The organism is Aquirhabdus parva, assembly GCF_003351745.1.
In the GTDB taxonomy this organism is placed as follows: Bacteria; Pseudomonadota; Gammaproteobacteria; order Pseudomonadales; family Moraxellaceae; genus Aquirhabdus; species Aquirhabdus parva.
The window spans coordinates 2,192,401-2,215,492 of the sequence record NZ_CP031222.1 but is presented as its reverse complement, the minus strand read 5'-3'; the positions used below and the strand labels follow the sequence as shown (position 1 = coordinate 2,215,492).

General features: G+C 46.2%; 18 protein-coding genes and 1 tRNA gene. 7 read left to right on the top strand and 12 right to left on the bottom strand.

What is annotated here, in order from left to right:
• The first annotated feature begins 20 nt into the window (after positions 1-20).
• Entirely contained in the window at positions 21-998 is a 978-nt protein-coding gene (locus HYN46_RS09975) for a fatty acid desaturase family protein (RefSeq protein ID WP_162818151.1), read from the top strand.
• Positions 991-1,377 carry a thiol-disulfide oxidoreductase DCC family protein gene (locus tag HYN46_RS09970; protein ID WP_114899247.1) on the top strand — a complete coding sequence of 129 codons (387 nt, stop codon included), beginning with the start codon at positions 991-993 and terminating at the stop codon, positions 1,375-1,377. Before HYN46_RS09975 ends, HYN46_RS09970 begins: the two co-directional genes overlap by 8 nt.
• An 87-nt stretch (positions 1,378-1,464) precedes the next feature.
• Here the strand turns inward: HYN46_RS09970 and aqpZ are convergent, their stop codons facing one another.
• Entirely contained in the window at positions 1,465-2,157 is a 693-nt protein-coding gene (gene aqpZ, locus HYN46_RS09965; RefSeq protein ID WP_114899246.1) for an aquaporin Z, read from the bottom strand.
• Positions 2,158-2,871: 714 nt separating this feature from the next.
• Here aqpZ and HYN46_RS17265 point away from each other — a divergent pair.
• The 3 genes from HYN46_RS17265 to HYN46_RS09955 all read left to right on the top strand — a co-directional run bounded on the left by HYN46_RS17265 (position 2,872) and on the right by HYN46_RS09955 (position 5,754).
• Entirely contained in the window at positions 2,872-3,024 is a 153-nt protein-coding gene (locus HYN46_RS17265) for a hypothetical protein (RefSeq protein ID WP_162818150.1), read from the top strand.
• Positions 3,025-3,378: 354 nt separating this feature from the next.
• Complete coding sequence (locus HYN46_RS09960) at positions 3,379-4,944, top strand: 2-isopropylmalate synthase (RefSeq protein ID WP_114899245.1); 1,566 nt, start codon at positions 3,379-3,381, stop codon at positions 4,942-4,944.
• Positions 4,945-5,754: a hypothetical protein gene (locus HYN46_RS09955; protein WP_162818149.1), complete on the top strand. Its 810-nt coding sequence runs from the start codon at positions 4,945-4,947 to the stop codon at positions 5,752-5,754.
• A 66-nt stretch (positions 5,755-5,820) separates the two neighbouring features.
• On the opposite strand, the gene HYN46_RS09950 is transcribed toward HYN46_RS09955, so the two are convergent.
• The 3 genes from HYN46_RS09950 to mutS form a co-directional block, all read right to left on the bottom strand.
• On the bottom strand, positions 5,821-6,627 hold the full coding sequence (locus HYN46_RS09950; RefSeq protein WP_114899243.1) for a prohibitin family protein: 807 nt from the start codon (positions 6,625-6,627) through the stop codon (positions 5,821-5,823).
• A 232-nt stretch (positions 6,628-6,859) separates the two neighbouring features.
• Positions 6,860-7,183 (bottom strand): ferredoxin FdxA, encoded by a 324-nt coding sequence (gene fdxA, locus HYN46_RS09945; protein ID WP_114899242.1) that lies wholly within the window; start codon positions 7,181-7,183, stop codon positions 6,860-6,862.
• A 102-nt stretch (positions 7,184-7,285) separates the two neighbouring features.
• Positions 7,286-10,024: a DNA mismatch repair protein MutS gene (gene mutS, locus HYN46_RS09940; RefSeq protein ID WP_114899241.1), complete on the bottom strand. Its 2,739-nt coding sequence runs from the start codon at positions 10,022-10,024 to the stop codon at positions 7,286-7,288.
• A 290-nt stretch (positions 10,025-10,314) separates the two neighbouring features.
• Here mutS and HYN46_RS09930 point away from each other — a divergent pair, with 290 nt between their 5' ends.
• Positions 10,315-11,004 (top strand): porin, encoded by a 690-nt coding sequence (locus HYN46_RS09930; RefSeq protein WP_114899239.1) that lies wholly within the window; start codon positions 10,315-10,317, stop codon positions 11,002-11,004.
• A 9-nt stretch (positions 11,005-11,013) separates the two neighbouring features.
• On the opposite strand, the gene HYN46_RS09925 is transcribed toward HYN46_RS09930, so the two are convergent.
• The 7 genes from HYN46_RS09925 to HYN46_RS09895 all read right to left on the bottom strand — a co-directional run bounded on the left by HYN46_RS09925 (position 11,014) and on the right by HYN46_RS09895 (position 20,558).
• On the bottom strand, positions 11,014-11,448 hold the full coding sequence (locus tag HYN46_RS09925; RefSeq protein WP_114899238.1) for a RidA family protein: 435 nt from the start codon (positions 11,446-11,448) through the stop codon (positions 11,014-11,016).
• 31 nt (positions 11,449-11,479) lie between these two features.
• Positions 11,480-12,973, bottom strand: a complete 1,494-nt coding sequence (locus HYN46_RS09920; protein ID WP_114899237.1) for an efflux transporter outer membrane subunit — start codon at positions 12,971-12,973, stop codon at positions 11,480-11,482.
• Positions 12,973-16,068, bottom strand: coding sequence for an efflux RND transporter permease subunit (locus HYN46_RS09915; RefSeq protein ID WP_114899236.1), 3,096 nt, complete (start codon positions 16,066-16,068; stop codon positions 12,973-12,975). The genes HYN46_RS09920 and HYN46_RS09915 overlap by 1 nt, the downstream gene beginning before the upstream one ends.
• The gene (locus HYN46_RS09910; RefSeq protein WP_114899235.1) at positions 16,061-17,245 is read right to left on the bottom strand and encodes an efflux RND transporter periplasmic adaptor subunit; all 1,185 of its coding nucleotides are present in this window, start codon (positions 17,243-17,245) and stop codon (positions 16,061-16,063) included. The genes HYN46_RS09915 and HYN46_RS09910 overlap by 8 nt, the downstream gene beginning before the upstream one ends.
• A 432-nt stretch (positions 17,246-17,677) precedes the next feature.
• A complete protein-coding gene (locus tag HYN46_RS09905) occupies positions 17,678-18,691 on the bottom strand; it encodes a Tim44 domain-containing protein (protein ID WP_114899234.1) in 1,014 nt (337 codons plus the stop codon).
• A gap of 237 nt (positions 18,692-18,928) precedes the next feature.
• Positions 18,929-20,299 carry a DNA repair protein RadA gene (gene radA / locus HYN46_RS09900; protein ID WP_114899233.1) on the bottom strand — a complete coding sequence of 457 codons (1,371 nt, stop codon included), beginning with the start codon at positions 20,297-20,299 and terminating at the stop codon, positions 18,929-18,931.
• Positions 20,300-20,482: 183 nt separating this feature from the next.
• Positions 20,483-20,558: transfer RNA gene (locus tag HYN46_RS09895), tRNA-Glu, on the bottom strand.
• A 176-nt stretch (positions 20,559-20,734) separates the two neighbouring features.
• Here HYN46_RS09895 and HYN46_RS09890 point away from each other — a divergent pair.
• A complete protein-coding gene (locus HYN46_RS09890) occupies positions 20,735-21,592 on the top strand; it encodes an NAD(P)H-hydrate dehydratase (protein WP_114899232.1) in 858 nt (285 codons plus the stop codon).
• Here the strand turns inward: HYN46_RS09890 and HYN46_RS09885 are convergent.
• Complete coding sequence (locus HYN46_RS09885; protein ID WP_114899231.1) at positions 21,537-23,069, bottom strand: ATP-dependent DNA helicase; 1,533 nt, start codon at positions 23,067-23,069, stop codon at positions 21,537-21,539. The two genes, HYN46_RS09890 and HYN46_RS09885, sit on opposite strands and share 56 nt — an antisense overlap.
• Positions 23,070-23,092 lie beyond the last annotated feature (23 nt).

Below are 23,092 nucleotides of genomic sequence, written 5' to 3'. Positions count from 1 at the left end.
TGTGTTGTTGATGCTAATATTTGAAGAAATTTTCTTTGATTGTTAGTGCCGTAGCTAACTATTATGCGATATTGGTTGTGGAAAATTTTAATAAAAATAGGATGCAAGAAAACATGAGTGCTATACACCCAGATTGGCTCATCCCATCAGATCGTTTTGGTTGGTTAGCCATTTTTAGAAATGTCGTGCCTCTTTTCTTATTATTATGGTTTAGCCCTTATATTGCAGATTGGTCTCCCATGGCTCCTCTGCTAATTATGCCACTCATAGGTTTATTGATTTATCGTATTACACTCATCATGCATGATTGTGTTCACTACACTTTATTTAAAAGCAGACATTTAAACAAAAAAGTTGGATTGATCCTCGGCGCCGTTGCAGGGATAGATTTTCAAGAGTTTGCTCACCAACATTGGATACATCATCGAACCTTCGGAACATCCGACGATCCACAGGGCTTTCATTATTATAACCTTGGTGCAATGACCCCTTCAAAAATGCGTATCCATATCATTAAACCATTGCTGGGTTTTAATTTGCGAGATACCTTCCATGAGAGTATCGGCGCACCGCATAATTTATTTCGACTCGTACGGACTGGAAAAATATTTATTATTGCAGCAGTTCAAATCTTGATTTTGCTCATTGTCACAGGGTTTGGTCGCCATTTCATTCTGGCATTTCTGCCATTTGTTTCAGCTATCACTTTTGGACTTTTTTTTAGCCAGCTTCGTGGTATTGCTGAACACGGTTTAGTGGATGTTGCTCAGCAATCTGGTCACGTTCGATCTCATGCAGTCAGTTGGTTAGATCAGATTTTACTGCATGATGTAAATTTTAATTTTCATCGTGAGCATCATCTTTTCCCACAATGCCCAAGTGTCCATCTTCCAGTTGTGCATCAAGCTTTATCGACTGATGATGCACCTAGGCTTGCTGCATCGATGTTTGGAACACTACATTCAATCTATAGCGAATTGGGAGTGAAGCATGAGTAAAGTCAAAGTCTACTACAACAGTGCATGTCCCGTTTGCGATGCGGGGATTAAGGATCAGCGTCGTCGCATGGAGTCCTGCTCAGCGCAGGTTGAGTGGATTGATATTGATGAGAATCCGGATGTAGTTAAGGACATTGATGCCGAGCAAGAGTCGGTGAGAGAGCGACTACATGTTGTTGATCAAGAGGGTATTACTAAAATTGGAGCGGATGCTTTTGCTGTTTTATGGGCCGAAACTCCTCGACAAAAATGGCTTGCCAGGTTAGTTCGGTTTCCGGTTCTGAGTATTCTATCGCGGTTGTTATACAATAGCTTTGCTGCGGGTTTATATGCATGGAATCGTATGAAGAAGCGATGGGTTGTAGACAAAAAAGAGTAGTGAATAATAAATCTAATCACCAATAAGAACCCATAATAAAAAAGGGCCACCTTTTGGCAGCCTTTTTTTATTGTGGATCGCAAGACATTAGTCGTCACTATTGCCAATAAAACGATAAACACCTGCACCCAGAAGCGCGCCGATGATCGGGGCAACCCAGAATAACCATAATTGTTTAATCGCCAGTGCATTCCCTGCGACAACAGCCACTGCTGTACTACGAGCTGGATTTACAGAAGTATTCGTCACTGGGATACTGATTAAATGGATAAGTGTCAGCGCCAGACCAATCGCAATTGGTGCAAAACCAGCAGGGGCGCGCTTACTTGTTGCACCCAAGATCACAATCAGGAAGAACGCAGTCAGAACGATTTCAGCAACCAATGCTGATGTCAGTGAATATCCACCTGGCGAGCCTGCATCATAACCATTTAAAGCAAAACCTTGAGTAGAATCAAAACCGACTTTGCCACTGGCAATAACCCATAGCACTGCCGCCGCAGCGATACCACCAAGTACTTGGGAAATGATGTAAGGAAGGAGTTGACCTGCGGGGAAGCGACCACCCGCCCAAAGACCGATAGAAACCGCAGGATTGAAGTGACCACCTGAGATATGACCGACTGCAAAGGCCATTGTAAGAACCGTTAGACCAAATGCCAACGCCACGCCAGCAAATCCAATTCCCAGTTCAGGGAAACCCGCTGCGAGGACTGCACTTCCGCAGCCACCAAACACCAGCCAAAATGTTCCGAAGAACTCTGCACCATATTTTTTCATTTTTTAATGTCCTTTAATGAGTCTGTAGAGGATCGATGATCTACTTTTAAGTATGTAAGCGATATATCGATAATATCTTTTACATGCGGTTACGCTTGTTGCCTGATTCTATGGAGAAAATGAAAATCGGTATATAGTTTATGTGAACTGGTTCACATAATTACAACGATAGTGTTTTAGACAACATTGCTCTGGGTAGTCATAGGAGCTTGTTGTTTTAAAACTTAAAACTAATCCATCTCCAACACCCTTCACACTTACAGTGTTCATATAACCTACAAGTTCAATCGAAAATACAGCATCTACAAAAGTCATCATGTATTCCGTCAGAATAAATAGAGGACATTGCAAAAATGTGAAATGGATCACGGTCTAATTTTAAGACGAATTTACAAGAGAAAGATGACTAGTTGGCAAATATTGAATCTGAACTAAAGAGAATGTTTTTAAAGATTTAATCATTAAATTTGTGCTGTCGTCTCTGGTAAATTTTTAGAATTAGGTGCATATTATATTGGTAGCTTAAGTGACTAAGCTGTGATCGGGGATGTTCAGTATTTTTCTTGAGTTAAGCGTGGCTTTATCCAAAAAGCTGCTTTTCTTAAAGGAATTTGGAAGTTGGTGTAGTTATGTTCTTGCTGTATGGTTATGGTATTGATAATCAACACAATCAGAGCAAAAAACCAATATAAGTAGCGTCAAGGGAGTATGATCATGTGGTTAATCATTGTTGTATTCGGGGTGCTTGCCGTTTTAGGGGTTATGGTTTTCTTAGGCATAAAGCCAGCTGTGCCTGAGCATCAAATGCTTGCGCAGCAACATCGCGAGTCTGAGCTGTCCAATGATCCCTTTGCTAAAGGGCATTAAGCTTTTAAGTTGGCACTTGGGGCAAATTTTTCTTAAATGCAGATCAAGCTCTTGCTAGATCACGATTCAATTTTTTTTCACGGCACATCATTCAATGAGTGATTATGCGTTTGTCGGTCAATGAGGATTTCTCTTTAAATCAGACTTGATAAACGCACGCAAACCATACATTTTAAGTTTACGTTTCTCTCAGATTGGCTCACAATAAACCCATCATTTTTTATTGAACTTAGCGTACAGTTTTGCTGAGCCGTACGTTTTTATTTTTGCATATTGTTTGCTGTTTTTATTGAAATCATAGAGAAAAATAAAGCAGCAAGGCAGTTAGATTATTTTAAGTTTAGGAATTGCTTTATGAGTAGCTCAATCATTAATCCACCTAGCCAACTCATTATTTTTGATACCACATTACGCGATGGTGAGCAAAGCCCTGGCGCATCGATGACCAAAGAAGAAAAAATTCGTATTGCACGCCAGTTAGAAAAACTGGGAGTCGATGTCATTGAGGCAGGATTTGCAGCTGCAAGTGAAGGTGATTTTGATTCTATCTCGACGATTTCAAGCATTATCCAAAACTCAACCATTTGTTCTCTTGCACGCGCCAATGATAAAGACATACGTCGTGCTGGTGATGCGATTCGCCATGCGAAACGGGGGCGGGTGCATACATTTATTGCAACCAGCCCGATTCATATGCAATACAAATTGCGAATGAATGAAGATCAAGTTGTGGAAGCTGCTGTGCGGGCGGTTAAAACCGCACTCGAATTCACCGATGATGTTGAGTTTTCTGCAGAAGACGCCGTACGCTCTGAAATAGATTTCTTGGTTCGTATTTTCGATGAAGTGATTCGTGCCGGTGCAAAAACCATCAACGTTCCAGACACCGTGGGTTATTCAAACCCTGCGTTGTATGCCCAGCGATTTGAGCAATTGATAGCACGTGTCCCAAATGCCAATAGCGTTATTTGGTCTACGCATTGCCATAATGACTTGGGTATGGCTGTTGCGAATTCCTTGGCTGCGGTGCAAGCGGGTGCGCGTCAGGTCGAATGTACCATCAATGGGCTGGGTGAGCGGGCGGGTAACGCTGCTCTTGAAGAAGTGGTGATGGCGACCCGTGTCCGTAAAGATTTATACAATGTGACGACCAATATCCGGACCGAAGAAATTGTGCCTTCATCTCGTCTGGTTTCCGCAATTACGGGTTACGTGGTACAGCCGAATAAAGCAATCGTGGGTGCCAATGCGTTTGCACATGAGTCCGGGATTCATCAAGACGGGATTCTGAAGCATCGTGAAACATATGAAATTATGCGTGCTGAGGATGTTGGCTGGAATGCGAATAAGCTGACTTTAGGCAAATTGTCTGGTCGCGCTGCGTTCCGTTCACGCTTAGAAGCTTTAGGCATTACACCAGACTCTGATGAGGCTCTTAACGCATTATTTGTTCGCTTTAAAGAGCTAGCGGATCGCAAGAGTGAAATCTTCGATGAAGATCTACACGCACTGGTCAGTGGTCATCAGGGTGACGATGTCGTCAATCGTTATGTGTTAGAAGAGCTGGAAGTGACCAGTAAGACAGGTCAAGTACCGCGCGCGCATTTGGTACTCAATGTTGATGGCAAAATCCACCCTGTCAGTGCCAGTGGTTCAGGTCCTGTGGACGCCACTTTTAAAGCGATTGAAGTGGTTGCCAAATCTGGTGCTTTGCTCGAGCTTTATTCAGTCAATGCCATTACCAGTGGTACTGACAGCCAAGGCGAGGTGGCCGTGCGCTTGAACCAGCAAGGACGTATCGTTACGGGTCAAGGGGCTGATACCGATATCGTGATTGCCAGTGCCAAAGCTTATCTTGATGCACTGAATTGGTTAGCTACCCAAGGCAAAGCCAATCCGCAAACTGATGAGGTGATGTAGTTGTCCGTGTCACCGATGCATCGTCAAGCACATACCCGGGCAGTTCTTGCTGCACTGGGTATTTCTGTATGGGCTGAACGTACTGAATCCATTCAGAGCATCACCGCCATGTCGCTTTGGGGGAAACGGGGTGATGATGCGATTGGGGTATCCAATGAACAAAATCATATCGACCCTGTCCAGCCTGTTATCTTAGCTAAGACGCAAAGTATAGCCATAGCGTCCCAGCCTATATCTTCTACTCCCGAAGCAAAGCCAATTCAGTCGATACAAGCGACTGCATCAGCACATATTGCCCGTACTGAGTCATTGCTTCAGACATCCAACACACCTCAAATTAAAGTGACGACCCCAGAAAAACCAACCCGTCAGCCCTTTGCACAAACCATCGCTGCGAGTGAGGCCGTTCATGTCGAGCAGGTGCTGCGTTTTAGTTTAGAGGCGCGCGTGATTGGGGAGTGGGTCGTACTGGTTTCAGTGCAAGCATTGAATCATCCTGATCGTCGTACCTTGTGGCAAAACATCAATCAAGCATTTCAGCGTGCCGACAGTTCAAGTAGCTCGGAAGCTTTTCGTTTAGATTGGCCTTTGGCTGAAGGCACGCGCTGGCAGCATAATGTCGGTGCCCAAGCTGCCTTGATGGGGTTCCTGACACGATTTGGTACAGATCGGCGCGTAGGGCTTATGGGAGAGTTGCCGGATAGCATTATTCCAGAACATCTGGAACGTTTACCGTCTCTTGACGAGTTATTACAAGCGCCATTAAAAAAACGAAGCTTGTGGCGTTTGCTGTCAGGTCAAGTTCGTTAATTCTATCTTTCTAATCATAATCACAGAGAACCCTTCCTTGATATAGACGGGTTCTCATATCGTATATTACTTCTGTACAGGAATACTGATAAACGGCATTGCACCGCCGCCTGTGTATTGCGGTAAAGTCCCATTCCATTTTTCAATAGCTTTCATTTTCACATACTCTTCACCGCCCTGTTCCTTAATGGCCTGTGCTTGAATGCGAATGGTCTCGGCTTCTGCTTGCGCCATGGTAATTTTCTGCTCAGCCTCAACCTTGATACGATCAAGGTCATTTTTGGCTTTTAGCGCATTTTGTTCTGCAGTTTGTTTGGCTTCAATCGCTTCATCAAATGCTCGAGAAAACTTAAAGTTGGTAATCTGAATATCTTCAACATTGATATTATAGGTTGCCAAGGCATTGCGTAGGCCAGCAGCAATCTCACCTTTTACGGCATCTCGACGTGTCAGCAGTTCTTCTGCGGAAAAGCGGGCAATCACGGCTTTGACGATTTCTTGGATACGGGGTTCGATAACTTTATCTTCGACATCCAAGCCAATCCGACTGTATGTGTCCTGCAATGCATTCGCGTTTAAATGGTAGTTGAGCGCGACTTCAGTTGTGACCGTTTGCAGATCTTTAGTGCCTGCACTGGCGGGTGAGTGAGCTTTTTGGGTTCGGACATCGACCAAAATGATTCGCTCAACAAATGGGAGTTTAAAGTGAAGCCCATCCGACACTACTTCTTGTACTTGCCCAAAGCGCAAGACTAATGCGCGTTGTCCTGAAGTCACGGTATAGAAGCAGCCCCAGATGACCATCAGTATGATCACAGCAATGACTGAGAAAAAAATAATTTTAGGTTTGTTGTAGGTAGAGGGATTTAACATGTATGGGCCTTCCTGAGCTGTTTACATTGTTTATTCAATGGTTTGAGCTTAGCAGAATTGCGATCAATACTCGGATAAATTGCTTGATCAAGGCGTCAACTATGTCAGAAATTGTAAAAATTCCTCATGGAATGCTCATAAAAAAACCGACCACTTCATAGAAGGTGATCGGTTTTTATAGAACAAGCCTAAGCGAGCATTGGCTAAAAGACTTTATTAGCGAGTCTAAGTATTAGCGCTCAAGCAGTGCCAATTTATTCGGTTTGCCATCCCATTCAGCAGCGTCCGCAGGACGTTCACCGATTTGAGTGATGTTTGGCCAGATTGCTGAAAGTTCAGTATTGAGTTCGAGGAACTTTTCTTGACCTTTAGGCAACTCATCTTCAGAGAAAATCGCATTGGCAGGGCATTCTGGTTCACAAAGTGCACAGTCAATACATTCATCAGGATTGATGACCAGAAAGTTTGGACCTTCATAGAAGCAATCTACTGGGCAGACTTCAACACAGTCTTGGTATTTACATTTGATACAGTTTTCGGTGACAACAAAGGTCATGGCGGCTGGCTACCTAAAAGTCAAAAATGGGTCTTAAAACCGTTGCACACGCCAAACTTGGAACGTGAATCAAAACGGTGGGTTCATCGGATGTGCAGTAGTTTAATCTTTTTTAGCAGTCGATACCAATTCCTTTAGCTGATATAAGATATCAAGCGCCTGTTTAGGAGTGAGATTATCTACATTTAAGGCATCAATTTCATCCAAAACCTGAGTGTTTTCGGGTGAAATATTATTTTGCTGATTTAGATCTTCATTTTTCTCATAAGCGATGAAGGGTTCTTCTATTTGATCAAATAAATCGTTTTGACCCAAATGCAACGCTTGCTGGCGCTCAAGTGCACGGAGACGCCCACGTGCTTCTTTGATAACTGGAGCGGGAATTCCAGCAAGTTTAGCGACTTGTAACCCATGACTCTTACTGGCTGCGCCATCTTGGACTTGGTGCAAGAGGATCAGTTCACCATTAATTTCTCGCGCTGCGACATGGCGGTTTTCAATACCAGCTTGTTCGCCAAGTTCAGTGAGTTCAAAGTAGTGCGTCGCAAAAAGACATAAACAGTTAATTCGTTTTGCTAAGTCTAAAACGCATGCCCAAGCGAGGGATAAACCGTCATAGGTGCTGGTACCACGTCCTACTTCATCCATGAGCACCAGTGACTGACTAGTAGCATGATGCAAGATTTGAGCAGTTTCGGTCATTTCAACCATAAAGGTGGATTTGCCGCTAGATAAGTCATCGGCAGAACCAATGCGGGTAAAGATACGATCGATGGGTCCTAATACGGCTTTGCTTGCAGGGACATAGCTGCCAGAGTAGGCCAGTAGGGCAATCAAAGCAGTTTGACGCATGTAGGTCGACTTACCGCCCATATTCGGGCCAGTAATGAGAATTAAACGATTCTGCTGGCTTAAAAACACATCATTGGGTGTGAACGGCGCACGACTAAGCGCTTCAACGACAGGATGTCGTCCACCTTCAATATCAATCACCGATTCAGCTGTAAATGTCGGGCGTGCCCAGCTTCGCAAGCGTGCTTGATTTGCCCAGTTGCTGAGTACGTCAAAGTCAGCGATGGCGGAGCTCATCATTTGTAAGGGGGCAAGCTGTTGTTTTAAATAATCAAGAATTTGTTCAAACAAGACTTTTTCACGAATCAGGGCACGTGAATCACTGGAGAGTACTTTATCTTCAAAGGTTTTAAGCTCTGGGGTGATATAGCGCTCTGCATTTTTTAGGGTTTGTCTACGAATAAAATGTGCTGGTGCAGATTCGGCTTGTGCACGTGTGAGCTCAATAAAGTAGCCACTGACCCGGTTATAACCGATTTTTAGAGTGTTGATCCCCGTTGCGGCACGTTCACGTGTTTCCATATCGAGCAGATATTGGCTGGCATGATCGCGAATCTGGCGCAGTTCATCAAGTTCGGCATCGAAACCATCTGCAATCACCCCACCTTCTCGCAAGAGCACGGGCGGTTGGTCGTGGATGGCTCTGGTCAGTAAATCATAGACTTCGCTGAACTGTCCAAGTTGACTGGCGAGGTCATCCAGTAGGCTTTTGTCATCCAGTTGCTCCCAGCCTTTACCTTGAAGTGCAGGCTTTAAGGCATGGTGGAGGAGTGGAAGCTGACCACAGGTTTGCCGGAGTTGCACTAAGTCTCGTGGACGGGCGGTGCCTAGGGCAATGCGGCCTAGGATACGCTCCACATCACCGATATTTTTGAGTACGATCCGAATCGGTTCATCATGAAAGCCATTTTTTAAACGTGCAATTGCGTCTAGCCGCGAATCAAGTATTTTGGTATCCCGCAGTGGCTGCATAAGTGTGCGGGCAAGTAAGCGACTGCCCATAGCCGTCTGACAGTCATCAACCAGTGCAAGTAGCGATGTCCCATTTTCGAATAAGGGGTCCACAATTTCCAGATTACGCCGTGTGACCGGATCCAGTGCGATAAAGGAGTCCATGGACTCTAAACGTAGGCTGCGGATATGCGGCAGATTACTTTGCTGGGTTTCGCGGGCGTAGTGGAGTAGTGCTGCAGCGGCTGCCTGTGCAAGCGGTAAGTGATCTACCCCAAATCCAGATAAGGTGCTGACACCAAATTGTCGGCAGAGTGTGTCATTGGCATTTTTAAGATCAAAATCAACGTTGGGTCGACGCGTAATCGTTGCCGTATTTGTGGATGAGTTTGCAAGAGACTTTAGTTCATCAAAGCTGATTTTATCTTTTAAGCCATGACTCTCAGAAACAGTATTTTCGTCAATCAATAGTTCTGCGGGTGCAATGCGAGCCAATTCAATGGCGAGGCGCGTTTGATCAAATCCAAGCTCCTGCACAGTAAGCGTGCCAGCCGCTAGTTCAAGTACGGCAATGCCGATCCGATTTTTTTGTAGACAAAGCGCAGCCATACGCACTGCGCGATGGCTGGGCATTAGAGCTTCATCCGTTAATGTTCCAGCAGTAAGCACACGAACGACTTTACGTTCTACAGGGCCTTTACCCGTGACTTCACCCACTTGCTCGCAAATGGCGACGGTTTCGCCGGCTTTTACCAATCGTGCCAAGTAACCTTCAGCCGCATGGTATGGAACCCCCGCCATGGGAATTGGTTCGCCACCCGATTTGCCTCGATGGGTGAGGGTAATGCCGAGCAGTTTGGCTGCGCGATGGGCATCGGAAAAGAACAATTCATAAAAATCGCCCATGCGATAAAACAAGAGTGCATGTGCATGTTCACGTTTCATTTTGAGATATTGCTGCATCATCGGGGTGTGGGATGCAAAGTCGCTACTGGGTTCAATGATGGCGTCTTGTTGCAGGCTTTCTTGTTCGGACATGAGGATGATCAGTTTTACGATAAAGGGCTCGTGCCATGATACCGAAAAAAAACAGTCTGTTGGTGCTGGTTTTAATGGGAGTTTTTATATAAAAGATCATACCAATGGATTGGGTTTTAAAATCGATTCATTTAATCTTCATCAAATCAGCGGCATAATCTATAGGATTTATGGCGATAATAGTTTCACGATAACTATAAAGATGACTGGGAGGGATTTAGTCTCCCTTTAATTATGGAAGGCCGAGTGATCTGAACAAAAGCGCTCCTGCCTTTTCCTGAGTATAAAAAATGATGAAAATAGTTTGGTTATTAATGTTGTCCTGCGTGTCCATTGCGGCGTGGGCAGGGCGCCCCTTTTTTACCGACGATGCATCACTCACTGATCCACACAGTTGTCAGCTTGAGACTTGGTATCAAGGAACCAAGGAGTCTGACATGCTGTCTGTTATGCCAGCCTGTAATCCGACGGGCAATTTTGAGGTTACTGCAGGCTATACGCAGTTGAGCCATCAAGGCGGGAATGGGGAGGAACGCGGTTATGTCCTGCAAGGCAAAACAGTACTGCGCTCTATGGAGATTGATCATCAGTACGGAATTGCAGTTGCTTTTGGGTTGGCACGTTCTGACCACAGGCAGAATGGTGGAGAATATGCTTATGTGCCGATCAGCTACGCTTCATCCAGTCAGGTATGGAATTCGAACGTCAATGTCGGTTTTATCCGCGAGGAAGCCAGCGGGAGGAACCGACTGACTTGGGGAGCAGGGACGTCATACAACATCAATTCGAGACTGATGGTGTTTGCTGAGCTTTTTGGACATCTTGCTATAAATCCAAAACTCCATACAGGGATCAGTATGAGCGTAATCCCTGATCTTATGCAAATGGACCTCACCTACGGCAAAGATTTAGAGCTCAACAAAGATGCCAATTCATATACGGTCGGCTTTAGTTTCCAGCTTCCTAAATCATCTAAGTAAAGATAATGTTTAATGGGCATGATGATGGTTGTGATGATCGTCTTTTTCACAATTTGCATCTGCCTGATGGTTGGTCACAATACGATCCGCTACGGCAGTCACTTCGATTTCAATTTTATACTCAGGGTCAATGAGTTTTGCACCTAGCGTTGAGCGTGCAGGTGTATGACCTTGGGGGACCCAATCATCCCAGACTGAATTCATTGCTGCATAATCACCAACAGAAGCAAGATAAATACGCACAGCAGTGATATGGGTCTTATCCGCACCGACATGTGCCAGTAAGCGATCAATAAATCGCAAAATTTCACGGGTTTGTCCTGTAACATCCAGCGATGTATTTTCTGCAACCTGACCTGAAATAAAGATGAGATTGGCCGTACCAACATGAGCGACGGTCATCTCACTAAAGCGGGGTCCCATTTCGTGTCGTGTAATTTCCATTTAAAGCGTCTCCTTTATTCATCAATTATTTTCATTTTTGGACATGACTTGCAAGTGAGTCTGTGCGGTTCCACCAGCCGCCCCCTAATGCTTGAAACAACGCAGCAGTATCTTGGAGTTGATTGGCTCTAGCCTGTGTCAAGTTCAACTTAGCTTGTTGTTCATTCTGCTCAATAACGAGTAAAGTCAAAGCACTAATATCGCCAAATTTGAATTGTTGTCTGGCTATCCCCGCACTACGACTTGCCGCGTTGACTGATTTTTCGGCTGCCTGTAGACCAGTTGTATCTGCCTGAATGGCTTGGAGGACATCCGCTACATTTTGAAATGCTCCAAGAACCGTTTGACGATATTGTGCCTTGGCAAGGTCATAAGCTGCTTCTGCTGCACCCTGTTTATGTTTGAGTGCCCCCGCGTCAAATAAAGGCTGAGTGATACCCCCTGCAAGGGTCCAGAAGTCGGTTGCTGATTTGAACAGATCAGATAAACGACTGGCCGATGTTCCATAGGAGTTTACGCCTAATGTGATATTGGGCAAACGGTTTGCAATCGCAACACCAATATCTGCACTGGCGGCATGTAGCTCGGCTTCTGCTGCGCGGACATCTGGGCGATGGTCAACTAAGGTTGAGGGCAGGCTCAGAGGCAATTGCTGCGGCAATTCGAGCTGATTTAAAGTGAACTCGGCATCTAGTGTTTCACTGGGAAACTGACCCGCTAGGGTTTTCAAAAGGTCGCGTTGAATGGCTAATTGTTTTTGCAGTGGCGGTAGTGTCGCTTGAGCCGATGCCAATGAGGCTTCCTGAGTTGCAACATCAGCCGTTGAGATTTGTCCCAGATCAAATTGTCGATGAGCCATGTCTAATAGCTTTTGTTGACTGCCGATGATTTCATCGGTAACCCGAATCTGCTCGCGCAGCATGGCCTCCAAGATCGCAGCATTAACGACGTTGCTTGTAAGCGTCAGATAAGTTGCTTCAAGTTGAAACTGCTCGGATTCAGCTTGAGCCTTCAAGGACTCCACTTGACGACGATTGGCACCGAACAAGTCTAAGTTATAGGACACGTTGACTTGAGCCGTATGCAAGTTGTAGATATAGCTATTCGACGCTAGTGGGCTTGCGAGCACTGCTGGTGTTTTCTGACGCGCTCCTGAATAGGCTATCCCGACAGTGGGGAAGTAAGCACTTTGCTGTGCTTTTACATTTTCTTGTGCTCCGCGCAGAGCGGCCTGTGCGGCATCGATGCTGGGATTGTGCTGAAGGCTTGCTGTAACCAGATGATTTAAAGCCGGTGAATGAAATACCTCCCACCATTGGGCGGGGATATCATGTTCGATCAACTGCTGCGATCCATCGCGTTGGGCGGTGCCGATTTGTTTTTCGGTATAGGTGCTGGGCAATGCTGTCGAAGGACGAACAAAGTTCGGCCCAACAGCGCAGCCACTGAGCTGTAAAGAAGACAGTGCCGCCGCAAGCAATGTGATGGAATAGCCGAGGCGTGGCGAAGGATTGTTGATAGCCATTAACGGTTCCTCCGTAATCTTGGCAGACTCCATTGTCTTTTCTCGAACAAATGCTCCATCGCATAATAAAATGCAGGCAAAATGAACAACGTGAGCAACGTCGAGACAATAAGTCCACCAACCACGACGGTTGCAAGATTGCGCTGTACATCCGTACCGACACCGGTAGCCAGTGCCGCAGGCAACATACCGATAGACGCTACAGTAGCGGTCATCAAGACAGGGCGTAGGCGCTCAGTTGCGGCAACAATAACCGACTCGCTTAGCGGTAAGCCTTCACCTTTAATCCGTCTAAAGTTAGCGACCATGATGATGCCGTTTTGTACCGAGACGCCAAACAGTGCAATAAATCCAACAGCGCTCGCCACGTTCAAAGTGTTACCTGTAACGTGAAGCGCAATCAAGCCGCCCAAAGTAGCAAGCGGTACGATGCCGAGAATGAGCAACGCCTGACGAATCTTGCCAAATTGGAAAAAGAGCAGGGCACCCATCAAGATCAATACCAGAGCCAAGATAAACGCGAGGCGCTTTTCAGCGCGGCGCTGGCTTTCGAATTGTCCCGCCCATTCAAAGCGATAGTGAGCGGAATCAAGCTTAACTTCTTTATTAATGCGCGCTTGCGCCTCTGCTAGATATGAAGTCAGGTCACGGCCTCGGTTATCGATACGAACCGTGATTTGTCGTTCTCCATGCTCATGAGAGATGGTGCTCTCACCAGTCTGGAGCTTGATTGTGGTGACTTGCGACAGGGGGATCTTTGCACCTGTAGAGCTATTTAATAGTAAGCTACCCAGTGAAGCAGGGCTGCTTTTATCGGCTTTAGGGAAGCCAACCGTGACGTTATAGATTTTATCGTCGACATAAACGGGCATGATCGGCGCACTGCCTACACCTGTTTGAATGATGGCTATAATATCTGCGACATTCACGCCAAATCTAGCTGCCGCAGCACGATCCACCTTGATGACGACTTGAGGAATAGGAGGTTCTTGAAATAGGGAGGCAGAAGCCGTGCCACGAATCGTATCTAAAATATCAACGACTTGGTTGCCAATTCGGCGGCTTTCTTTGAGATCTGGACCGTAAATACGCAGCACGAGTGGACTATGCGCACCGCCAACAGCATCGTTCACGCCATCGATGATCGGCTGACTGATGCCAATATCAAATCCTGGTAGTTTTTTAAGATCAGCATTCAATTGATTGATAAATGCTGCTTTGGTTTCGCCACTGGGCCATTCGTTATAGGGCTTTAATCCGACGGGGGCTTCGATATGTGAAGGCGTCCAAGGGTCTGTGCCATCATCATTTCGCCCCAACTGAGTCACCACATAAGAAACTTCTGGGTATTTGAGCAGGGTGCGGCGCAGCTCAGTGGCCATTTCACTGGATTTATCGAGAGAAATACCAGAGGGGAGCTGCACTTGTAACCAGAGCGCCCCTTCATCGATGTCGGGAAGAAACTCTTTTCCCGTGGTCGCGCCAAGTGCGACGACTGCGATGAGTGAAATGCCTGCAATTACATAGGTGATTGACGGGCGGGCCAGTAGAATGACCAAAATGCGTTGGTAATGGCGAGTGAGCCAGATTAAAGGACGATTAACAAAGACTTTACGTGGTTTGCGCAGTGCGGTAAATGCAAGTCCTGGAATCAGAGTAATGACACAAATTAATGCACCAAGTAATGCGTAGCCGACGGTATAAGCCATCGGAGTAAAAAGCTTGCCTTCTGCGCGTTCAAAAGCAAAGAGAGGGAGATACGCGGTAATAATAATTAATGTGGCAAAGAAGATCGGGCGCCCTACATAACTCAGCGTTTCTAAAATATCTTGCTCGGTTAATTCGTCATTGGGCTGCTCTTCACGTCGCTTGAGCACGGCCTCCATGACCACAATCGCGCCATCGACGATAATCCCGAAATCGATGGCCCCAAGTGAAAAGAGATTGGCTGGCATATTGGACAGATTCATCATGATGAATACGGCAACCAACGCGGCTGGAATGGCAACCGCTGCAACAATGGCGCTGCGTGGGCTGCCTAGAAAGAGAATCAGAACAATGAGCACGAGTCCCACACCTTCAATCACAGTATGAGCGACTTTGTGTACAGTCAACTCCACTAAATCATCGCGATCGATATAGGGAACAATTTTCACGCCCATAGGTGCGAGTTGCTTTTGCATTTCAGCGACTTTCGCGTGTACCCCTTCAAGTACACGTGATGGATTCTCTGATTTCAGCATCAGCACGATGCCTTCAAGTGTATCTGGATTGCGGTCTTTGCCTAAGATCCCTTCACGTTCTTGGTGACCAAAGCTGAGTTTACCCAGATCTTTGATTAGAATTGGCGTGCCATTACTTTGTTTGACGGCGACGGTCCCCAGATCATCCAGCGAGTGAATCTGACCGATACCGCGTACGACATAGCTTTGTTCACCGCGCGCAATACGACCACCGCCAGCATTGGCGCTATTGCTGTTAATTGCACTAACGACATCATTCAAAACAACGCCATATTGCTGTAGTTTGATGGGGTCGAGTTCGAGTCGAAATTCCTTGGTAAATCCACCAAAGTTATTAACATCGGCAATGCCGGGAACTTGTTTGAAGCCTGGGATCACAATCCAGCGCTGGATTTCAGATAGCTCCATCAGGTTTTTGGAATCGGACTCTAAGGTATAGCGATAAATTTCACCTGAAGGACTGGTTACTGGGTTCAGTCCCGGTTGTACACCAGCGGGGAGTGTTACGCCCGCAATGCGCTCCAGCACACGCTGACGAACAAAGTAATTATCCGATCCATTGAAGACCATCGTGATTAGCGATAACGCAAAAGTACTGCTTGAACGTATTGTTACCACTCCCGGTGTATTACTTAGCGCCCGTTCTAGTGGGGCTGTGATCTGCTGCTCCACTTCTTCAGCGGCAAGGCCAGGGACTTGTGTCGTCACTTGAACGGTGAGATCACTAATATCTGGATAAGCCTCAACCGCCATCATTTTCCATGAGTAGTAACCGTAACATGTAACAAGGATGGCAATCACCCAAGCAAGATGACGTCTACGAAAAAAAAGTGTAATCAGTTGGTTAATCATTCAGCAAGACTCCACCGCGGATCACTATCCGGTCACCTGCTGTGAGTCCAGACAGAATCTGCACCCTATTGGCATCTTCCACGCCCAGTTCTACGACACGGCGCTTATAAACACCTGGCTGTACTTCAACAAAAACAGTTGTGTCATCATTGTTCATCAGCAGTGCAGATGGGGGAACACTCAATTGCTTTTGTGCAGCGATAGCAATTTTGACCGCCGCAAACATATTGGGTTTTAGTTTTCCATCGGTATTTGCAAAGGAGATTCGTGCTTTGGAGCGTCGAGTATCTGCATCAAGTACGGCGCTGACAGAGTCAATCGTGCCGTGGAAAGTCTGATCTGGATATGCGGGTAAAGTTACATCTGCACTCAGACCTTGGCGGATATTTGCGCTGAGGTCTTCAGGAATATTTGCACTGACCCAGATGCGATCCAGATTGGAAATGGTCATCAGTGCTGCCGTACTATCATTCAAATATGCACCGCTACCCACATTCAACGCGGTTACAGCACCTGAAGTGGGGGCAGTAATAGTGAGCAACGCGGATTGACTACCTTTGTCATGGGTATTTGACCCCAGCGTCGTCAGACGTGCTTGAGCACGCTCGTATTCGGCCTGCGCTTGTACACGACCACTTTCTGCTGCTTCGATGTCTTTAGTTGCATTGGCCCCAATACTATTGATGCCCTTTGCGCGGACAAGTGTGCGATTAGCAAGATCCAGCGCATCTTTGGCTTTAACGGCGTCTGTTTGTGCTTGTGCCAGATCTGGTGAGCTGATCACGGCAAGCACTTGCCCTTTTTTAACAACATCGCCAAGTTTGACATGGAGTGCAACTAAGCGACCCGTTAGCGGGGATAAGATATTCACTGTCGATGCAGGATTTGCTTCAACGACGCCGGGCACGGTAATGACATTCGAGGATGCAGCATCTGAAACTGGAGTAACTACGAGTCTGGATTGAAGGGGGGAGTCTTTGGCAACAATGATTTGATCGCCTTTATGGGTGAACATGGGCTCATCTGCCGTCGCTTTAGCAGGGCTGGATGCTTTTGCATTTGGATTGATAATCCAAACAGCGATCAGGACGGCGACGACAACTGAACTCAACATCAATGCTGTTTTTTTAGTGATCAGTGAGTTGTAGATGCTGTGAATGAATGCTCGAATATTCATTAGGATCTCCACTACTGGTTTTTCAGTAGATCAATGATTTCGATATTTTTTTGACATTCGATTAATCACGGTCAATAAATTATCAGGGTTTGGATTGCTGGCGATTTTAATCGTTCAAGATGGAGGTTCTGTGGAGGGCTTGTGGTGATCATCTTTACTTGTAGATCAAATGTTTAGCCGTATTTTTTTAATAAAATCTGGCTAAGAATAATGCTTAAATATGACAAAATTATTTCAATTGGAAAAATAACGTGGGCATCAAAATTGCTTAGACAGCATATTTTTAAAAATGGGCTTCTTATTGGGGGGTAGAAAGAATAAACGGGGGCAATCCGATTGACTCGATCTTTCTTTATAACGCTCATAAAAAAATCCTCGCCAAGATATGCTTGACGAGGATTTTTTAGTAGTAGTGCTTGATGAAGGCTTGGTTTAGCCTTGCTGAATACCCGCCACTAACCACTTGCGATCAGTACTGCCAATGGTTTGTACGAAGTGCCATGTTTCGCTGAATGGCGTAGGCGCAGAGTTAACATCTTCGCTGACAGTTCCACTATACAAGACACTGACAACGTACTGACCATTTTCTTGAGCGCTGTCCACAATTTGAGCATTTAACTGTGGAAACTCCGCAGTGTCATGGTTATTCGCAATGTCAGATTGCACCGCATTAAACATTTCAGGAGTGAAATAACGGCGGAGTTCTTCCAAGTTGCTTGAGCTGTTCATGGTTTGCATGTGCAAGAACGTTGCACGTGCTTGGCGCAAGAACACCGCATTTTCAGTACCATCAGGCAGGGTTTGTCCGTTACTGGTGAACGGTGCAGGCGAACCGAAACCAGCGTTACTTGCACCACCACCTACCGCTTGACCAAAAATGTTGGTGTTGCTACCGCTTGATGGAAACGGTTGCGGTGTTGCATTGCTATTGCCGAAACCAAATGGGCTTGCTGAAGCTGGGGCGTTACTCGCCAGTGCGGGCTTTTTTGCTGCAAAACGACGATAAACAAAATAACCAACACCTGCCAAGACGATCAGCAAAAACCAAGGAAATCCACCTTTCTTTTCAGCAGGCTGAGCTTGATTCCAAGCACCAGAACCATTTTCGGTTTGTGCGGGTTGAGCTGCCGTGGTATTTGCATTGGCATTGTTGGAGTGTCCAATCATGGAACCGAGCAATGCGCCACCAGCAACACCCGCCGCTACGCCACCCCAACCGGGACCTGAGCGCTGTGGAGCGGCTTGCTGTTGAGCAGGCTGCTGGTAGGGTCTTACAGTGCCGCCACTGTTGTTTGAGCTGCCATATGAACTTGATGAGTGGCTTGAAGAAGAACGACTCATCCCATAACTACTACCGCCACCGATACGTTTCGCCTCAGCCAATGGTGACAACGCAAGGGTCGCCATCATGAGCATTGATCCAACGGTGCGAGTATTTAATTTCATGTTAATCATTTCCTAAAAATGATGTGATATTTATTGAATACAGTCTAAGACTACAATGTTGTAGTGCGCATAGGGGATTTGGCTTTTGCAAGCCTCCCTCATACCGTTCATAACCTAACATATAATTTAAAAAATATCGTAGTGATGAAGTTGCAATTGGTATGAATTTGAATCAGACCATTGAAAAATACATGTATACGACCCAGAGAGCATATTCAAATCCCATGTGGGAGATGTTTAATCAAATGCAGCGCTTAGCGCCTCATGTAGGCGACCTACACTGATGATTTCCATTCCATCTATCGCTTGCCTCGGCGCATTGCCTCTTGGAACGATGGCTTTTTTAAAGCCATGCTTAACTGCTTCACGCAAGCGTTCCTGACCGTTCGGCACAGGTCTGATTTCACCAGAAAGCCCGACTTCACCAAAGACTACGAGTTCTTGCGGCAGCGCACGACCTTTGAGGCTTGATGCGATCGCAAGGAGTACGGCTAGGTCTGAGCCTGTCTCTAAAACTTTGATTCCGCCGACCACATTGACAAAGACGTCTTGTCCATTGGTATGAATTCCGCCATGGCGGTGCATGACTGCAAGCAGCATGGCCAAGCGATTTTGATCCAATCCCAATGCTACGCGTCGTGGCTGGCCTTGTGTGTCATCTACCAAGGCTTGCACTTCAACAAGCAGTGGACGAGTTCCTTCACGACTGATCATCACGATACTGCCGGGAATCGCCTCATCGTAGCGACTTAAGAAGATGGCGGAAGGATTAGCGACTTCACGTAGACCGCGATCGGTCATGGCAAAGACGCCCAGTTCATTGACTGCGCCAAAACGATTTTTTATTGCACGAATCATCCTAAATCGCGAATCCGATTCGCCTTCGAAATAAAGAACGCAATCGACCATATGTTCAAGCACACGCGGACCAGCTAAGGCACCTTCTTTTGTGACGTGACCGACGAGGAATAGGGCAGTACCTGTTTGCTTTGCATAGCGAGTGAGAATGGCTGCAGACTCACGAATTTGGGCGACGCCGCCCGGTGCGGATTGCAAGGTTTCGGTAAAAAGCGTTTGGATAGAGTCCAGCACAGCAACAGCGGGTTTTTCTGCAGTTAAGGTCGCACAGATCGTTTCAACAGATGTTTCTGCCATCACTTTGAGTTGATCCGTTGGAAGCTCTAACCGTTTGGCACGCATGGCGACTTGAGATAAAGACTCCTCACCCGTGACATAGAGAGCTTTTTCACCTTGTGCCATATGGGTGGCTGTTTGGAGAAGGATGGTTGATTTTCCAATGCCAGGATCACCTCCGATGAGCACCACTGAGCCATTCACAACACCACCGCCCAGCACACGATCAAACTCGCTTATACCTGTAGTCAGTCGTGATTCACGGCTCACTGTAATTTGATCCAATCGCGTCACCGTTGCTGCCTGTCCAGCATAGCCCCCATTATTCATGCTTTTCGCACGATGAGTCGTGGTGGGTTCTGGTCGGGCCTCGACCAAACAATTCCACTCACCGCAATCACTGCATTGCCCAGACCATTTTGGATGGCTGGTTCCACAGTGTTGGCAGATATAGATGGTTTTTACTTTGCTCATGTTGAACTCATTGGGAATGATTGAAAATACAGCAGCATGGCTATCATCTAAAAATATTAAAAAGAGCTGGTTGTTATGATGGTGGTTTTAGGCCATAAAAAAAAGCCTATCAGCTAAACTGATAGGCTTTTTTCTGATTTTAAATCGTGCTTTGATACTGCCGATTTAAACATCATTCGAATTTGGCGTCCCCACGGGGATTCGAACCCCGGTACTCACCGTGAAAGGGTGATGTCCTAGGCCTCTAGACGATGGGGACTAAAGGCAATGCATACAACAGGCGCGTATTTTAGAGAAATACGGGGGGAAGTCAAGAGAATGCTGATCAGGATATGAACGTTTAATGAAATTAACCTAAAATAATTGAATTTTGCTTAATTTAAAAGCAGTTATACTCAGATTTTGATGCTCTAAGCGTAAACAAGGAAATGACGGATGGCTCAGCGCGATGTCAATATACTGATACTGAAGCAGATTATTAGAACGCCTGATAGTCATAAAGGCAGTCACGGCAGTGTTGCTGTGATTGGAGGAAACATCGGGATGTTGGGCGCTGCGTTACTCAGTGGACGCGCTGCTTTTGCTGCGGGTGCAGGGAAGGTTTGGCTAAATGTGGTTGATCAGCGACTTGCCGTTGATCCTTTTGCACCAGAGTTGATGATTCGATCTTATGATGGAGATTTAACACAAGCGACTGCTTTAGCCGTAGGTCCGGGATTGGGTGCAGATACCGTTGCTCACACTGCCATTGAGCGCAGTTTTATGCAAAGTCATATTCCGACTGTGTTCGATGCCGATGCTTTAAATATGATTTCACGCTCAGACAACTATCGCAATCAGCTACACAATCGGACATCTATGGCTATTTTAACGCCTCACCCAGCAGAAGCAGGGCGGTTGCTAGGGTGCGATGCGGCAGATATTCAAGACAATCGTTTGAAAGCCGCTGAAAGAATTGCCGAGCGTTATCACAGTATTGTTGTATTGAAAGGCGATCAGAGTATCGTTTTTCATCCCAGCGGTGAATATGTTGTTAATTCCAGTGGCGGGCCAGCATTGGCTGTTGCAGGACAGGGTGATGTTTTGACTGGCGTGATTGCAGCATTGTTGGGCCAAGGTGTTGATCATTTTGAAGCAGCAAGTTTAGGCGCTTATATTCATGGGCTTGCGGGTGATTTATATGTCGAGCAAGCGCGAGGGGATATTGGCCTGACTGCGAGCGCCATGCCGAGGTTGATTAGTCAGGTATTGAATCGTCTTTTGCATCCGCTGGTTTCTTCGTCTGCTCTTTGATTTTGTCCAGCATGGTTTCGGCAGGGAGCTTATGAATCACTGCACGTAAGTGTTGGTAAAAGTCTTTGGATTCTTGATCTACCATGATGTCTGCTTCGGTCAATGGTCTTGCGAGTGATAGACCTTCAAGTGTGCGGCAGCGACTTAACGCAACGTAAGTTTGTCCTGTTTCAAAGGCACCAGCACCGAGATTCAAGTGAACTTTTTCAAGTGTACGCCCTTGGCTTTTATGCACGGTCATGGCCCAAGCCAAGACTAGTGGAAACTGGATATAGCTTCCGGTTTCATAGCGCTCAATTTCCTCGTCGATCATCCCCCAACGGTATTGATATTCTTGCCATTCATCGCGTTCGACTTCCACGGTTTGCTTGGAAACAGACATGACGACTGTAATTTTATCAGCGGTCATCTTTTTAACCGTTCCGACAGAACCATTGATCCAGCGTCGATTCAGGTCGTTCTTGGTAAACATGACTTGTGCGCCGATCTTTAAAACCAGCTCCATCGGCGAGGGGAGTCGGTCCGCTTTAAATTGACCTGTTAATTGTCCCGTATAGCTTTGTACAGAGGCATCCAATTTACTCAGTTCGCGATGATTGCGCGTATCAACTTCGGCGTTACGCGGAGAGAGCCAAACGGCATCTATAGGCGGTGTATCGGTAATGGTGCATCCAGCATTCAGCAGTGCGAGAGACTCTTTAAGGTCAATTCCCTCACGAATCTTGGTCAGAATATTGACGAATGCCTGATCGGATTGACGGAATGTTTTTTTAAGTTCAACTGCATAATACGGTGTATTGCGTAGACAGCGGGCTTTAAAGAATTTGGCTGAGCCATAAATGCGATCAAATAATGGCTTTGAAGACTCACTAACGACTGGCGGGAGTTGGAAGAGATCACCGACCATGATTACGGTCATTCCGCCAAATGCACTATTACCGTCACGATTTTGCCTTAAAAAAGCACTGACGCCGTCCAAGAGGTTAGCCGTGACCATCGAGATCTCGTCGATAATCAGGAGCTTTGCTTCTTTGATGTCAGTCCGATGCGGTGTGCTTTTGATGTCTTTTTTAACAATCCAAGCAGGGGGGAGTTGGCAAAGGGAATGCAGGGTTTTGCCATCAATATTAATGGCTGCCATTGCCGTCGGGGCGCTCAGCAGTGCTGAGCCGCGAAACTGCTTCATGAGCCATTTAATAAAGGTACTTTTGCCTGTACCTGCACCGCCAGTAACAAAGATTAGCGGAAAGTTTCGATCTATTAGCTGCTTGATCAGCAGGTATTCAGGCAGCACATCAATCTTTGATAGATCTGAAGATTGAAGGTGCTCTTTGATAGGCATTGCAATATCTTTGCTATAGCGAAATTCATCAAGATTGAGGTCGTCTATACCGTCATGTGAGTCGTGAAGATCTAATAGCTGGTTAAAAACAAAACCAGCCTCAGCAGTAAGCGCCATCAAAGATTCAGGTTTCATACGCGGCTAAAATAGTCGACTAT